The organism is Pseudomonas sp. DC1.2 (genome assembly GCF_034351645.1).
In the GTDB taxonomy this organism is placed as follows: Bacteria; Pseudomonadota; Gammaproteobacteria; order Pseudomonadales; family Pseudomonadaceae; genus Aquipseudomonas.
Genome location: NZ_CP133782.1, coordinates 1,666,461 through 1,680,188, shown reverse-complemented (window position 1 = coordinate 1,680,188; position 13,728 = coordinate 1,666,461). Strand labels below are relative to the sequence as shown.

Annotated in this window: 14 protein-coding genes; 6 read left to right on the top strand and 8 right to left on the bottom strand. The window is 59.1% G+C overall.

Going from position 1 to position 13,728, the window contains the following annotated elements; all coding sequences use genetic code 11:
* Positions 1–4: 4 nt before the first annotated feature.
* The 7 genes from flgK to RHM68_RS07540 form a co-directional block, all read right to left on the bottom strand.
* Positions 5–2,050: a flagellar hook-associated protein FlgK gene (gene flgK, locus RHM68_RS07570; protein WP_322221490.1), complete on the bottom strand. Its 2,046-nt coding sequence runs from the start codon at positions 2,048–2,050 to the stop codon at positions 5–7.
* 23 nt (positions 2,051–2,073) lie between these two features.
* Positions 2,074–3,384 (bottom strand): flagellar assembly peptidoglycan hydrolase FlgJ, encoded by a 1,311-nt coding sequence (flgJ, locus tag RHM68_RS07565; RefSeq protein ID WP_322221488.1) that lies wholly within the window; start codon positions 3,382–3,384, stop codon positions 2,074–2,076.
* Positions 3,385–3,395: 11 nt separating this feature from the next.
* Positions 3,396–4,484, bottom strand: a complete 1,089-nt coding sequence (locus tag RHM68_RS07560; protein ID WP_322223727.1) for a flagellar basal body P-ring protein FlgI — start codon at positions 4,482–4,484, stop codon at positions 3,396–3,398.
* A 27-nt stretch (positions 4,485–4,511) separates the two neighbouring features.
* Positions 4,512–5,207 (bottom strand): flagellar basal body L-ring protein FlgH, encoded by a 696-nt coding sequence (flgH, locus tag RHM68_RS07555; RefSeq protein ID WP_322221486.1) that lies wholly within the window; start codon positions 5,205–5,207, stop codon positions 4,512–4,514.
* Between the two features lie 51 nt (positions 5,208–5,258).
* Positions 5,259–6,044 carry a flagellar basal-body rod protein FlgG gene (gene flgG / locus RHM68_RS07550; protein WP_322221484.1) on the bottom strand — a complete coding sequence of 262 codons (786 nt, stop codon included), beginning with the start codon at positions 6,042–6,044 and terminating at the stop codon, positions 5,259–5,261.
* 45 nt (positions 6,045–6,089) lie between these two features.
* On the bottom strand, positions 6,090–6,830 hold the full coding sequence (locus tag RHM68_RS07545) for a flagellar basal body rod protein FlgF (protein ID WP_322221481.1): 741 nt from the start codon (positions 6,828–6,830) through the stop codon (positions 6,090–6,092).
* A 229-nt stretch (positions 6,831–7,059) separates the two neighbouring features.
* Positions 7,060–8,613: a sigma-54-dependent transcriptional regulator gene (locus tag RHM68_RS07540; protein WP_322221479.1), complete on the bottom strand. Its 1,554-nt coding sequence runs from the start codon at positions 8,611–8,613 to the stop codon at positions 7,060–7,062.
* Between the two features lie 281 nt (positions 8,614–8,894).
* On the opposite strand from RHM68_RS07540, the gene phhA reads away from it, so the two are divergent.
* The 6 genes from phhA to RHM68_RS07510 all read left to right on the top strand — a co-directional run bounded on the left by phhA (position 8,895) and on the right by RHM68_RS07510 (position 13,211).
* Complete coding sequence (phhA, locus tag RHM68_RS07535; RefSeq protein WP_322221477.1) at positions 8,895–9,686, top strand: phenylalanine 4-monooxygenase; 792 nt, start codon at positions 8,895–8,897, stop codon at positions 9,684–9,686.
* Positions 9,687–9,756: 70 nt separating this feature from the next.
* A complete protein-coding gene (locus RHM68_RS07530; RefSeq protein ID WP_322221475.1) occupies positions 9,757–10,113 on the top strand; it encodes a 4a-hydroxytetrahydrobiopterin dehydratase in 357 nt (118 codons plus the stop codon).
* Positions 10,113–11,306 carry an amino acid aminotransferase gene (locus RHM68_RS07525; RefSeq protein ID WP_416195227.1) on the top strand — a complete coding sequence of 398 codons (1,194 nt, stop codon included), beginning with the start codon at positions 10,113–10,115 and terminating at the stop codon, positions 11,304–11,306. The genes RHM68_RS07530 and RHM68_RS07525 overlap by 1 nt, the downstream gene beginning before the upstream one ends.
* Positions 11,307–11,503: 197 nt before the next feature.
* On the top strand, positions 11,504–11,635 hold the full coding sequence (locus RHM68_RS07520; RefSeq protein WP_322221473.1) for a hypothetical protein: 132 nt from the start codon (positions 11,504–11,506) through the stop codon (positions 11,633–11,635).
* Positions 11,636–11,711: 76 nt separating this feature from the next.
* Entirely contained in the window at positions 11,712–11,906 is a 195-nt protein-coding gene (locus tag RHM68_RS07515) for a hypothetical protein (protein ID WP_322221471.1), read from the top strand.
* A gap of 105 nt (positions 11,907–12,011) precedes the next feature.
* Positions 12,012–13,211, top strand: a complete 1,200-nt coding sequence (locus RHM68_RS07510; protein WP_322221469.1) for an MFS transporter — start codon at positions 12,012–12,014, stop codon at positions 13,209–13,211.
* Here the strand turns inward: RHM68_RS07510 and arfB are convergent.
* Positions 13,208–13,621, bottom strand: a complete 414-nt coding sequence (arfB, locus tag RHM68_RS07505) for an alternative ribosome rescue aminoacyl-tRNA hydrolase ArfB (RefSeq protein WP_123599095.1) — start codon at positions 13,619–13,621, stop codon at positions 13,208–13,210. The genes RHM68_RS07510 and arfB overlap by 4 nt on opposite strands.
* Between the last annotated feature and the right edge of the window lie 107 nt (positions 13,622–13,728).

Here is a 13,728-nt window from a genome sequence, read left to right as displayed (position 1 = left end):
CTCCTTAAAGGCTGTTGATCAGCGTGCTGAAAGTTTCCTGCGCAGCTTTGATGATCTGCGAAGAGGCGGTGTAGTACTGCTGGTATTTGACGAGGTTACCCGTTTCCTCATCCAGGTCGACCCCGGAGACTGAATCACGAGCACCTTTGGCCTGGGTCAGAATCGCCGTGGTAGCGGTACTGTCAGACTTGCCCTGCGCCGCCTTGGCACCGACGTTAGTGACCAGCGTGTTGTAGGCGTCAGTCAGGCTGATGCCCTTGCTCGCCGAACCGGTGTCCACCGTCTGCTTGGTTTGCAGCGCCACCAGAGCCTGAGCGTTGCGGTTGTCCGAGGACGCCGCGCCGGTCAGGGAAATCGTGAAGCTTTCATTGGTCGCCGGTGTTCCGCCCACGGTGGTCTGCACGGTGAAGGTTTTCTGGACCGGCGGGACGACGCTGTTGTCCATGACCGCATTGCCGTTGGCATCGACCATGTTCACGTTCAGGTTCACGGTGTTGCTCTGCCCCGGAACAATGTTCCCGGTGCCCATGGAGTTGCCCTTGGCATCCACCAGGTTGTAGCTCTGGCTACCACCGCTGGCGGCACCGAAGACCATTTTGACCGGCGTCGAATACTTGAGCGCGGTCTGCATTTCGGCCTGCGACGCCGGGTTGTAGATATTGATGGTGCTGGTCAGCGTCGGCTGGGTGTAAGTACCGGTGTTGTTAGCGCTGGTGACACCGGTCAACGGCGCCGCTGCGGCAATTTTTTTCGGGTCGGTGAGCACCGTCTGGATGCTGGTCGCCGCGCCACGAGTCGGGGTTACCTTGAAAGAATCGCCGGCACTCAGGGCACCGCCATTCAGCGCGAGGGTGAACCCGTCGATCACCGGAGGCGGCGTGGTCGTGGTACTGAAAGCGCCCATGTCGGTGCCGTCGGAGCGCTTGACGCTGTAATCGGTCGCGCTGCTGAACGTGACCTGGTAGTCGCGGGAAGTCAGCTTGCCGGTGTCTTGGATCGTGACATCGAGATTGCCCGAACCGCTGCTGTTGCCGGCCTTGGCAATACTGCGCTGGCTGATCAGTGCAGCACTGTTGATGTTGTTGAAAATCGCCGCACCAAAGTCACCATTCTTATCGATGCCTTGCGCCTGCTGCCGATTGACCTGATCCGCCACCACCAGCGCTACACGCCCCAGCTCATTAAGCGAAGGGTCGAGCACTTCCTTGCGATAGCTGAGCAAACCACCAATTTGGCCACCACTGACCACCGAGGTAATGTCGATGGTGCTGGAGCCACGGTTCATCTGCAGCGCCATGCGCGACGGATCATCCTTGCTCGGGACGGTTTCCAGGGTATTGGTGGTGTTGCCGACGACCAACGGCTGACCGCTGCCTACGTAAACGTCGTAGTTGCTGCCGCGCTCAACCACCTGCGCGCCGACCATGTCGGACAATTGGCGCACTGCTTCGTTACGGTTGTCGAGCAGATCGTTCGGCTGGCCGCCGCCAGAGCTGACCTCGGAAATCCTCTGGTTGAGCGTGGCAATGGTGGTAGCAAGTTTGTTCACTTGCGTCGCCATGTCCGACAGGCTGCCGTTGAGGGTGGTGTTCTGATCGTTCAGTTGCTTGGCAATGCTGTTGAAACGACTGGTCAGGGCCTGGGAACCGGTCAACACCGACTGGCGAGAGGTGTCGTCAGTCGCCGACGTCGAGACACCTTGCATCGACGTGAAAAATTTCTGCAAGACACCGGTCAAACCGGTGTTGGTGTCCGAAAGCGTAGCGTCCAGCGGGGTTGCCTGAGCCGAATACGAAGTGGATTCACTATTGAGCGAGGTGGCGGTCCGCAACTGCGCATCGAGGTAGGAGTTATACACCCGGCGAACATCGGCCAGTGTCGTACCGGTGCCGATGAAGACGCTACCGTACTGTTGCGAAGCGTTGGTGCCCTGCACGGTTTGCTGACGCGAATAACCGGCGGTGTCGACGTTGGCAATGTTGTTACCCGTCGTCGCCAAAGAGGATTGGCTTGCTGCCAGACCCGACATCCCGATATTGAGCAAACTCATGGTTCAGACCTTATGCCTTGTGCCTATAAAGGCGTGGTGGAAACGCCCGCCGCAGCGTAGTTTTGATAACTCGTCATCTGCTTGGCTATCTGCGAAATCTTGCTTGCGTAGTCCGGGTCGGTTGCGTAACCGGCCTTTTGCAACTCGCGTACAAACTGTTCTGGGTTATCGGCCGACTTCACAACATCTTGATAGCGATTGTTGGTTTGCAGCAACGTCACAAGGTCATGAAAGCTGTCCTTGTAGGAGTCGTAGGAACGGAACTCCGCCGTCTCCTTGACCATCGCGCCATTTCTGAACTCGCTGGTGATCGCTCGCGCCGAATCGCCCTTCCAACTGCTGGTGGCCTTGATACCGAACAGGTTGTGGCTATTGGAGCCATCCTGAGCGCGCATGACCGATTTGCCCCAACCGGTTTCCAGAGCAGCCTGGGCCACCAGGTAACGCGGATCGACGCCGATACGGTCGGCTGCTTCTTTGGCCATCGGCATCATGGTGTTGACGAATTCGTCTGCCGAGCTGAAGGTTTTTTTCGCCGGCGCAAGAGGGATCTGCGCCATGGCACGACCGTAAATCTGCATCTGCCCGCTGGACGCAGTATCCGTTTGTGAGGCCAGCCAGTCGCCGTTGAACAGCGGACCGACACCGGTTTTGGTGTTTTCTGGCACCTGAACGTTGTTGAGCGCAGTGGTGGCGACCGTCGTGGTTGCAGCACGGGCCGATGTCGAGGGGACCAGCCCCGCGAGCAAGCGATCCGCCAGTTTCGGCGGCAATGCCAGTCGGCGCTGGTTAAGCAACGCCACGTCATTGCTGTGATCACTGACCGCTTGCGATCCCTTGACCGAGCGCGAAGCCCACAACGGACGCTCTCCATTGAGCCGCGAAAGCGGACCATTGGTCGCCGTGGTGCCGGCAGCCACCGGGGTCGGAACCCCGGTTTTCGCCGCTTTCGCGGCTTCTTGCTTAGCGACAGACATCGCCTCGGCCTCACCCGGCGCCAGCGGTTTGTTTTTCGACATCTGACGCATCAACACGTCTGCCAGACCAATACCGCGGCCCTGACGGGACAGGGAAACGGCCAACTGCTGGTCGTACATTTCCTGATACTGCTTGGCCGCCGGCGTATTGAGCGGGTTGTCCTTGCCCAGCGCTTCAGTAGCCGAACGCATGGACTTGAGCATTTCACCGAGGAACAGCGACTCAAACTCCTGCGCCACTTTGCGCATGTTCGAGTCACTGTTTTTGTCGCCGACCTTGAGCTGGTTCAGGCGATTGAGGTCCGAATAGGAACCCGAGTCGCTGCTGCTGACGGCACCGCTCTTGTGCATGTCCATGGTCGCCGTCCTCAGATCACGATCAGATCGGCTTGCAACGCGCCGGCCTGTTTCAGCGCTTCGAGGATCGCCATCAAGTCACCCGGCGCCGCGCCGACCTGGTTCACCGCACGCACAATTTCGTCGAGCGTAGTGCCCGGGCCGAATTTGAACATCGGCTTGGCTTCCTGCTGAGCGTTGACCCTCGAGCGTGGCACAACCGCTGTCTGCCCATTGGACAGAGGACCTGGCTGGCTGACGATCGGGTCTTCAGTGATGGTCACCGTCAGGCTGCCGTGGGTCACGGCGGCCGGGGACACTTTCACGTTCTGGCCGATCACAATAGTGCCGGTGCGCGAGTTGATGATGACTTTCGCCACCGCCTGACCCGGATCGACTTCAAGGTTTTCGAGGATCGACAGGTAGTCGACCCGCTGGCTCGGATCCAGTGGTGCAGTGACACGGATCGAACCACCGTCGATGGCCTGTGCGACGCCAGGGCCGAGCATGTCATTGATCTTGTCGACAACACGCTTGGCGGTCGTGAAGTCCGAGCGGTTGAGGTTCAGGGTCAAGCTGTTGCCTTGGTTAAAACCGCTCGGCACCGAACGCTCGACGGAAGCACCGCCCGGAATACGGCCGGCCGATGGAACGTTGACGGTAATCTTCGAACCGTCACGCCCTTCGGCATCAAAACCACCCACTACCAGGTTGCCCTGGGCGATGGCGTAGACGTTACCGTCGATACCTTTGAGCGGCGTCATCAACAGGGTGCCGCCGCGCAGGCTCTTGGAGTTACCGATGGACGACACCGTGATGTCCACCAATTGGCCCGGTTTGGCGAATGCCGGCAAGTCGGCACTGATCGACACCGCCGCCACGTTTTTCAACTGCACGTTGCCCGAACCCGCCGGCACCTTGATACCGAACTGCGAAAGCATGTTGTTGAAAGTCTGCAGGGTGAACGGGGTCTGGGTCGTCTGGTCACCGGTACCGTTAAGCCCAACCACCAGGCCATAACCGATCAATTGGTTGGTCCGCACGCCAGAAATACTGGCGATGTCCTTCAACCGCTCGCCTTGAGCGTTGAAGGCTGCGGACAGCAATAGGGCGGCCACCATGAGACTTTTGAGGTTCAACGTAGCCACCTAGAAAGGGAACAGCGGACTGAGGAAGAAACGGTCGAACCAGCCTGGCTGACTCGCATCGGCAAACGCACCGGTGCCCGAGTAGGTGATGCGCGCATCAGCGACGCGAGTCGACGAAACGGTGTTGTCGGTGGCGATGTCATCGGCACGCACCAGCCCGGCGATCCGGACCAGCTCATCGCCAGAGTTGAGGGTCATCCACTTCTCGCCGCGCACGGCAATGATGCCGTTAGGCAAGACATCAGCGACGGTCACAGTGATCGAACCGGTCAGGCTGTTGCTCTGACCGGACTTGCTGGTCCCGTTAGTGGCACGGTCGCCGCTGTAACCGGCATCCAGACTCAGGTCGCCGCTGCCCAGCGGGTTATTGGTATTGGGAACACCGCCGAACAAAGACGTAAGACCAATAGTGGTCTTGCTAGTCTTGCCGATCTGCGAGTTGGCGCCCTTACTGGCCTGGGTCTTCTCGTTCAAGGTGATGGTGATGATGTCACCGACCCGGAACGCCTTGCGGTCGCCATACAGGTTCTGTTCGAAGCCGGCCTGATAGATCGAGCCATTATTGGCAGCCGCCGGTAAAGGCGTGCGCGGCAACACCGGCGCGTAGTAAGGGTCATTGGGCTTAGGCGTCGGGGCGACGCAGCCCGCAAGCACGGCGACCCCACTCAGTGCCAGAACAGATACAAAGCGTTTCATGACCCTACCTCACGGTGTTGCTGGCGGCTTCATGCCGCCTCGTAGACTTGATTACAGATTCTGCGTTACGAACGAGAGCATCTGGTCGGCGGTGGAGATCACCTTGGAGTTCATCTCATAAGCGCGTTGCGTGGTGATCATGTTGACCATCTCTTCAACGGTGCTGACGTTGGACGTTTCCAGCGTGTTCTGCAGCGTGGTGCCAAAACCATTCAGGCCTGGCGTACCGATTTGTGGCGCTCCGCTGGCGGCAGTTTCAAGGAACAGGTTGTTACCCACTGCTTGCAGACCCGCCGGGTTGATGAAATCGGCAGTTTGCAGGTTACCAATCACCTGGGAAGCGGCGGTGCCGGCAACAGTGATGGACACAGTGCCGTCGCGACCGACCGTAAAGGTCTGGGCGTTGGCCGGAATGATAACGGCCGGCTCCAGGGCGAAGCCGCTGGCGTTCACCACCTGACCAGTGGAACTGAGGTGAAACGTGCCGTCACGGGTGTAGGACGTGGTGCCGTCCGGCTGCAGAATCTGAAAGAAACCGCGACCATCGACTGCCAAGTCCAACGGCTGTTCGGTGGTTTGCAGGCTGCCAGCGGTGAAGTTTTTCTGCGTACCGACGATGCGCACACCGGTGCCCACTTGCAGACCCGACGGCAATTCGCTGTCCTGGGTCGACTGGGCGCCTGGCTGACGCTTGATCTGATACAGCAAGTCCTGGAACTCGGCGCGATCACGTTTGAAACCCGTGGTCGAAACGTTCGCCAGGTTGTTGGAAATGGTGGTGAGGTTAGTGTCCTGAGCGGACAGACCTGTTTTGGCAACCCATAGAGCCGGAAGCATTCGATTCTCCTCGTGCGCCTGTTTTACGGCGCGACGTACTAATAATTAGCTGATCTGCAAGACCCGAGCCATGGCCTGGTCATCGTCTTTGGCGGTGTTCATCATTTTGATGTGCAGCTCGAACTGCTTGGACAAAGACAGTACCGAGGTCATTTCTTCCACGGCATTGACGTTGCTCGACTCAAGGAACCCGGACACCAGTTTGACGCTCGCATCGGCTTGCGCCGGCTTGCCATCTTTGGTGTGGATCGAACCATCCAGGCCTTTGGTCATGTTCTTCAGGTCAGGGTTGACCAGCTTGATGCGGTCGACTTCGGCCATCACACGCGGGCCTTCCCCCATCGCACGGATGCTGATAGTGCCGTCTTCGCCGACTTCGACTTGCTGCTCGGGCGGCACGGCAATTGGACCACCATTGCCCATCACCGGCATCCCGTTGCCAGCCCGCAGCACGCCCAACGCGTCCACGTTCAGACTGCCGGTGCGCACGTAGCTTTCGCTGCCATCAGGGCTCTGCACGGCGATCCAGCCATTGCCCGTCACCGCTACGTCGAGGTCTCGACCGGTCTGCACCATCGAACCCGGAGAGAAGTCAGTGGCCGGACGTTCGGTCATCGCATAGGCACGCGACGGAAAGCTGTCGCCGAACACCGGCATCGAACGCGCCTGCTCCAGGTCCTTCTGAAAACCGTTGGTGGAGATGTTCGCCAGGTTGTTCGCATGAGCCTTCTGCGCCAGTGCATTCTGGCTGGCGCCGGTCATTGCCACATAAAGGTACTTGTCCACACTCTTTCCTCTGCATGCCGGACGTTTGCCGCCCACCGCTGTACTGCTGAGCTTTAAGCAATTTGCAGACCAACTTTTTTATGACGGCCCGTAACCCGGCAAACAAAGGGCTTGAGGGGCTCAGAGGGAATAAGGGCATTGTGTCGAAGTCGAAAAACCGGCGGTGTTATGCCGGTAAGTGGCAAGTGCCGGCCTTTGCAGCCGACACAAACATTGTGGGATCGGCGCTCTACGCTTTGCCGACATCGTACTCGCGCAATTTATTGGCAATGGTCGTGTGCGAAACCCCCAACCGCTTGCCCAACTGCCGGCTGCTGGGATGCTCGGAATACAAACGCTCCAGCACCGCTTTCTCGAAACGCCCGACAATCGCCTCCAACCCACCCTCCAGCGAAAAATCGCCCAACGGCTGGCGCACGCCGTAATCCGGCAAGCGGATATGCTCGGCCTTGACCGTGCCGCCTTCGCACAGAGAAACCGCCTGAAACAACACGTTCTCCAACTGCCGCACATTACCCGGCCAATGGTAGTGACTGAGACGTTCCATGGCGGCGGGCGCCAGTTTTGGCAACGGGCAACCGATCTGCCGACTGGCTTGATCGAGGAAGTGCTCCACCAGCGGCGTCAAACCGTCCAGGCATTCGCGCAACGGCGGAATGTGTAGCGAGAGCACGTTTAAACGGTGATACAAATCCTGACGAAACTCGCCTCGGGCGCACAGCTCCGAAAGGTCAACCTGCGTCGCGCAGATCACCCGCACATCCAGATAAACCTCTTCATCACTGCCGACACGACGGAAGCATCCGTCCTGCAGAAAGCGCAGCAATTTCACCTGTAGGCGCGGGCTCATTTCACCAACACCGTCGAGAAATAACGTGCCGCCCGCCGTCAGCTCCAGCAGCCCAAGCTTACCTTCGGCCCGCGCTCCGGCAAAAGCGCCGGGGCCGTAGCCGAACAACTCAGTCTCGGCCATGGACTCAGGCAGCCCGGCGCAATTGAGCGCCATCAGCGGCGATTGACCGCGCGGGCTGGCCAGATGACAGGCGCGAGCCAACAGCTCTTTGCCGGTGCCGGTCTCACCTTCGATCAATAACGGCGCATCCAGCGGCGCCATGCGTCGGGCTTCGCGCACTACCGCGGCCATCACCTTCGAACTCTGGAAGATGCTGTCAAACCCTCGCAGTTCTTGCTTGCGCACGTTGTAGATACGCTCACCTACCCGGTCAGCCCGATGCAACGTCAGCACTGCGCCGGCCATGGCCTCACTGTCGTCGTGTTCCGATTGCAGCGGCGCGATGTCAGCCAAAAATACGTCGCCTTTGACTTTCACCCGCAACCCGTTGATCCGCGATTTGTTGGCGCGCACCAACTCCGGCACGTCGAAATCTTCGGCGTACCGGGACAATGGAATCCCCGGCACCTCGTCCACGCGCACCCCAAGCAACTGTGCCGCCGCGCGGTTGGCAGCAACGATGGAGCCGCCCATGTCGATGGACAGCACCGGAAACTCCAGAGCACCAAGCAACGCATTGAGCTCCATGTGCCGACGTTCACTGGGCATCAGCCCTACACGCTTGACGCCGAACACGCCGGCAATCGCCTCGAACTTCGCACGCAACGCCTGGAACTGAAGGTTGATCAGATTCGGGCAGTGCAGGTAGATCGCATTACCATGCTCCCCTCCCACCTCGCCGCGCGCAACGTTGATGCCGTACTCCACGAGCAGGTTAAGAATGTCGCGCAAGATACCGATGCGGTTCTGACAGTGGACTTTGATACGCATATAAAAGGCCCGAAAAAGCAGTGGTCGAGCACCGTCGCCTGACAGTTTCTGCGGGAGCGCTCAGTTAGTCGTCAAGATTATGTGACAGCCGAGGGGCTTTTCAAACCGGAAAATCTCAATACCTGCGCCACACCGGCCAACACGTAACGAAAACTTTACGAAAACCAAAGATTCTTCCTACGCGCAACTCGAATCACCTGCTGCTTCACCGCAGGCGTTGGAGTATCTCTAGACCTACCGCTGGACATAACAAGAACGAATCCCCCTAGCAGGAGAGCAGCATGAAGCAAACGCACTACGTGGCTCGCGAGCCCGATGCGCAAGGTTTTATCGATTACACCGCCGAAGAACACGCGGTGTGGAATACGCTAATCACTCGCCAACTCAAAGTGCTCGAAGGGCGTGCGTGCCAGGAGTACCTGGATGGCATCGATAAACTGGGCCTGCCCCACGACCGTATCCCGCAATTAAGCGAGATCAACCAGGTCCTGGGTGATACCACCGGCTGGCAGGTTGCCCGAGTCCCCGCACTGATCCCTTTCCAGACATTCTTTGAGTTACTGGCCAACAAGCAGTTTCCGGTAGCGACCTTTATTCGCACCCGCGAAGAGCTGGATTACCTGCAAGAGCCGGACATTTTCCACGAGATCTTTGGCCACTGCCCGCTGCTGACCAACCCTTGGTTTGCTGAATTTACCCACACCTACGGCAAACTTGGCCTACAGGCTTCCAAGGAAGAACGCGTGTACCTTGCGCGCTTGTACTGGATGACCATCGAGTTCGGTCTGGTGGATACGCCCCAAGGTCAGCGCATCTACGGCGGCGGCATTCTGTCATCGCCCAAAGAAACTGTTTACAGCCTGTCGGATGCACCGGAACACCAAGCCTTCGATCCGCTGGAATGCATGCGCACGCCCTACCGCATCGACATCCTGCAACCGCTGTACTTTGTACTACCCAGCCTCAAGCGCCTGTTTGACCTGGCCCAGGAAGACATCATGGGCCTGGTCAAGCAAGGCATGCAGCTAGGCTTGCATGCGCCAAAGTTCCCGCCAAAAACCAAGGCGGCCTGAACGCGCCGACAGTCGCGGCGTCGCACAAAAAATAGTAACGTCTAACAAGAATCGAATCGGGAAACAGACCATGTCCACATTGAACCAAGCCCACTGCGAAGCCTGCCAGGCCGGCGCCCCTCAGGTCAGCGACGAAGAGTTGCCCATCCTGATCAAGCAGATCCCGGACTGGAACATCGAAGTTCGCGACAGCATCATGCAACTGGAAAAAGTGTTCCTGTTCAAGAATTTCAAACACGCCCTGGCCTTCACCAATGCTGTCGGTGAAATCTCCGAGGCCGAAGGTCACCACCCAGGCCTGCTGACCGAGTGGGGCAAAGTCACCGTCACGTGGTGGAGCCACTCCATCAAGGGCCTGCACCGCAACGACTTCATCATGGCCGCGCGTACCGACGAAGTGGCCAAAGACGCCGAGGGCCGCAAATAATGCATTTCGATGCCATCGGCCGAGTACCCGGCGACCCGATCCTCGGCCTGATGGAGGCCTATGCGCAAGACCCCAACCCGCGCAAGTTTGACCTTGGCGTAGGGGTCTATAAAGACGCGCAGGGCCTGACACCGATTCCGCAGGCGGTGAAACTCGCCGAGGCACGACTGGTGGATCGTCAGCTCACCAAGACCTACATCGGCGGCCATGGCGACCCGGCGTTCGGCAAGGTCATGAACGAGCTGGTGCTGGGCGCTGACTCGACCCTCATCAGCGAACAGCGTGCTGGCGTTACTCAGACACCAGGCGGCACCGGTGCGTTGCGTTTGAGCGCCGACTTCATCGCCCAAATGCTACCGGGCCGTGGCGTGTGGTTGAGCAACCCGACCTGGCCGATCCACGAAACGATTTTCGCGGCCGCCGGCGTCAAAGTCAGTCATTACCCGTATGTCGGCAGTGATAACCGCCTCGACGTCGAAGCAATGCTCGCGGTGCTCAATGAGGCGCCCAAGGGCGACGTGGTATTGCTGCACGCCTGCTGCCATAACCCGACCGGTTTCGACCTGGCGCACGACGATTGGCGCCGAGTGCTGGACGTGGTCCGCCGGCGCGAGCTATTGCCACTGATCGACTTTGCCTATCAGGGGTTTGGCGATGGCCTGGAACAGGACGCCTGGTCGACCCGTCTATTCGCCGCCGAGCTGCCGGAAGTGCTCATTACCAGCTCCTGCTCGAAGAACTTCGGCCTGTACCGAGACCGCACGGGCGCGCTGATTGTCTGCGCAAAAACGGCAGACAAACTGGTCGATATCCGCAGCCAACTGGCCAATATCGCCCGCAATTTGTGGTCAACGCCACCGGATCACGGTGCCGCAGTGGTCGCGACCATCCTCGGCGACCCGGAGCTGAAAAGCCTCTGGGCCGACGAAGTGGAGGCCATGCGGTTGCGCATTGCCCAACTGCGCAGCGGCCTGATGCAAGCTCTGGAACCGCATGGTTTGCGCGAGCGCTTCGCACACATTGGTGTACAACGCGGGATGTTCTCTTACACCGGCTTGACGCCCGAGCAAGTCAAACAACTGCGCGACCATCACAGCGTTTATATGGTCAGCTCTGGCCGAGCGAACGTGGCAGGCATTGATGCCACGCGTCTTGATTTGCTGGCCGAGGCGATTGCCAGCGTCTGCCAGTAAACCTCCACTGCTTTACCCCTGTGTGCGGGCCTGCTCCCACAGGGGTTTCGGTGCGGCCTCGTTCTCCAAATGCGGCCATTGGTCGCAGAATTTCCAGATAAAAGTCTATTTGTCATTTTTCCTGCTGTATCCTGCCCAAGCTTTGTAAAAGCGCGGATCTATCAGATCTGTCAACAGACTTTGCGAGGAGCGCGAACATGCACGAGATCCCTAATCTCCCCTTCCCAAGCCTGCACGAAACTGAGCAGACAACCCCGCAACAAGCCGCTGCACGACAGCCAGAACCGAAAGAAGCCACTGACAGTCGCAAGACTGAAAACGAAGACTGAAACACCCGCGATGCCAGACCGTGTGGAAAGCGCTAACATGCGCTTTCCACACTGCCTGAAACGTGAGCTTTACCCCATGACCGACGACTTCAGCCCTACTTTTAGCCAAGCTCAGACCAGTGTTCTGATCGGCACTGCCGAGAAGATGATCGAGATCTGGAATCGCCTCTCCCCCGAAAAACAGGCCGCATTGCTCACGCGCTTCGGCAGCAAAGAAAACGCCCTCGCCGCCCTCGTAACCACGCAATTGGTTGCTCCCGCCAAGCCCTGAATCCACCCTAGCCCCGCAAATAGTTTTACTTTTCACACGACCCGCAGTCGCCCGCGCCGCTATCATGAGCAGCCTACCTATCCTGCTGCCCGTGGACTTTTACCCATGCCTGAAACCCAGCGCCCCCTGGCGGTCACGCTGCAAGTCGTTTCCATCGTCCTGTTCACCTTCATCGGCTACTTGAATATCGGCATTCCGCTGGCCGTGTTGCCCGGCTACGTCCATAGCGACCTGGGTTTCGGCGCCGTCATCGCCGGCCTGGTGATCAGCGTGCAATACCTCGCCACTTTACTCAGCAGGCCTTACGCGGGCCGGATCATCGACAACAAGGGCAGCAAACTGGCGGTCATGTATGGCCTTGCCGGATGCGGCTTGAGCGGCATATTCATGCTGATTTCAGCCTGGACCCAAAGCCTGCCAATGCTCAGTCTGATCAGCCTGCTGATCGGTCGACTGGTGCTTGGCAGCGCCGAAAGCCTGGTGGGCTCAGGCTCAATTGGCTGGGGCATTGGCCGCGTCGGTGCGGCGAACACCGCCAAGGTAATCTCCTGGAACGGCATCGCCAGCTACGGCGCCATCGCCATCGGCGCCCCGCTCGGCGTGCTGCTGGTCAACCAATTAGGCTTATGGAGCATGGGCGTCAGCATCGTGCTGCTGGCCGTGCTGGGCCTGGCGCTGGCCTGGCCAAAAACGGCGGCTCCAGTTGTCGTCGGTGAACGCTTGCCGTTCATGCATGTGTTGGGCCGGGTACTGCCACACGGTTGTGGTTTAGCACTGGGCTCGATTGGCTTTGGCACCATCGCCACCTTCATCACCCTGTATTACGCCACGCAACATTGGTCAAACGCAGTGCTGTGCTTGAGCCTGTTCGGCGCCAGCTTCATTGGTGCGCGACTGCTGTTCGGCAATCTGATCAACCGCCTCGGCGGCTTTCGCGTAGCGATTGCGTGCCTGTCGGTGGAAACGCTGGGGCTTTTACTGCTGTGGCTGGCGCCGGATGCTCATTGGGCGTTGGCCGGCGCGGCGCTGAGCGGTTTTGGCTTTTCGCTGGTATTCCCGGCGCTGGGCGTGGAAGCGGTCAACCTCGTCCCGGCCTCCAGCCGAGGTGCAGCGGTAGGGGCTTATTCACTGTTTATCGATTTGTCGCTGGGGATTACCGGGCCACTGGCCGGTGCGATTGCGGCAGGATTTGGTTTTGCTTCGATCTTTTTGTTTGCTGCCCTCGCTGCTCTGAGCGGTTTGGCGCTGAGCATTTACTTGTACCGGCAAGCGCCGAAGTATCGCGAAGAAAGAGCAGCTCGCTAAAAATCCACCTTGCCGCGCCCGGCCTTGATGCTGCCGCGCTTGGTCTTGGACTCCAGCCGACGCTTCTTCGAACCGAGGGTCGGCTTGGTCGGGCGACGCTTTTTTTCCACTTTGGTGGCGCTGAGGATCAACTCGACCAAACGCTCAAGTGCATCGGCACGGTTGGCTTCCTGCGTGCGGTACTGCTGGGCCTTGATAATCAACACGCCTTCGCTGGTGATGCGACTGTCACGCAGCGCCAGCAGCCGCTCCTTGTAGAACTCGGGCAAGGACGACGCCGGAATGTCAAAGCGCAGGTGCATGGCGCTGGAAACCTTGTTGACGTTCTGCCCACCTGCGCCCTGAGCGCGAATGGCCGTCAATTCAATTTCGGCATCCGGCAGATGCACATTGTTGGATATCACCAGCATGGAAAAGCGTCCGTGTTGAGGGCGCTCAGGATACCGCGAATAGAACGAATGAATGCGGCCCAAGGCGGGAGCGCGATTGACTGCTCCCCTGAAAACAAACAACCCGG

Coding starts and splice junctions, on each gene's coding strand:
- flgJ (WP_322221488.1), bottom strand. CDS start 3,384: ATGGACATGCACAAGAGCGGTGCCGTCAGCAGCAGCGACTCGGGTTCC.
- RHM68_RS07525 (WP_416195227.1), top strand. CDS start 10,113: ATGCATTTCGATGCCATCGGCCGAGTACCCGGCGACCCGATCCTCGGC.
- RHM68_RS07510 (WP_322221469.1), top strand. CDS start 12,012: ATGCCTGAAACCCAGCGCCCCCTGGCGGTCACGCTGCAAGTCGTTTCC.
- RHM68_RS07530 (WP_322221475.1), top strand. CDS start 9,757: ATGTCCACATTGAACCAAGCCCACTGCGAAGCCTGCCAGGCCGGCGCC.
- flgH (WP_322221486.1), bottom strand. CDS start 5,207: ATGAAACGCTTTGTATCTGTTCTGGCACTGAGTGGGGTCGCCGTGCTT.
- RHM68_RS07520 (WP_322221473.1), top strand. CDS start 11,504: ATGCACGAGATCCCTAATCTCCCCTTCCCAAGCCTGCACGAAACTGAG.
- RHM68_RS07515 (WP_322221471.1), top strand. CDS start 11,712: ATGACCGACGACTTCAGCCCTACTTTTAGCCAAGCTCAGACCAGTGTT.
- arfB (WP_123599095.1), bottom strand. CDS start 13,621: ATGCTGGTGATATCCAACAATGTGCATCTGCCGGATGCCGAAATTGAA.
- phhA (WP_322221477.1), top strand. CDS start 8,895: ATGAAGCAAACGCACTACGTGGCTCGCGAGCCCGATGCGCAAGGTTTT.
- flgG (WP_322221484.1), bottom strand. CDS start 6,044: ATGCTTCCGGCTCTATGGGTTGCCAAAACAGGTCTGTCCGCTCAGGAC.
- flgK (WP_322221490.1), bottom strand. CDS start 2,050: ATGAGTTTGCTCAATATCGGGATGTCGGGTCTGGCAGCAAGCCAATCC.
- RHM68_RS07560 (WP_322223727.1), bottom strand. CDS start 4,484: ATGGTGGCCGCCCTATTGCTGTCCGCAGCCTTCAACGCTCAAGGCGAG.
- RHM68_RS07540 (WP_322221479.1), bottom strand. CDS start 8,613: ATGCGTATCAAAGTCCACTGTCAGAACCGCATCGGTATCTTGCGCGAC.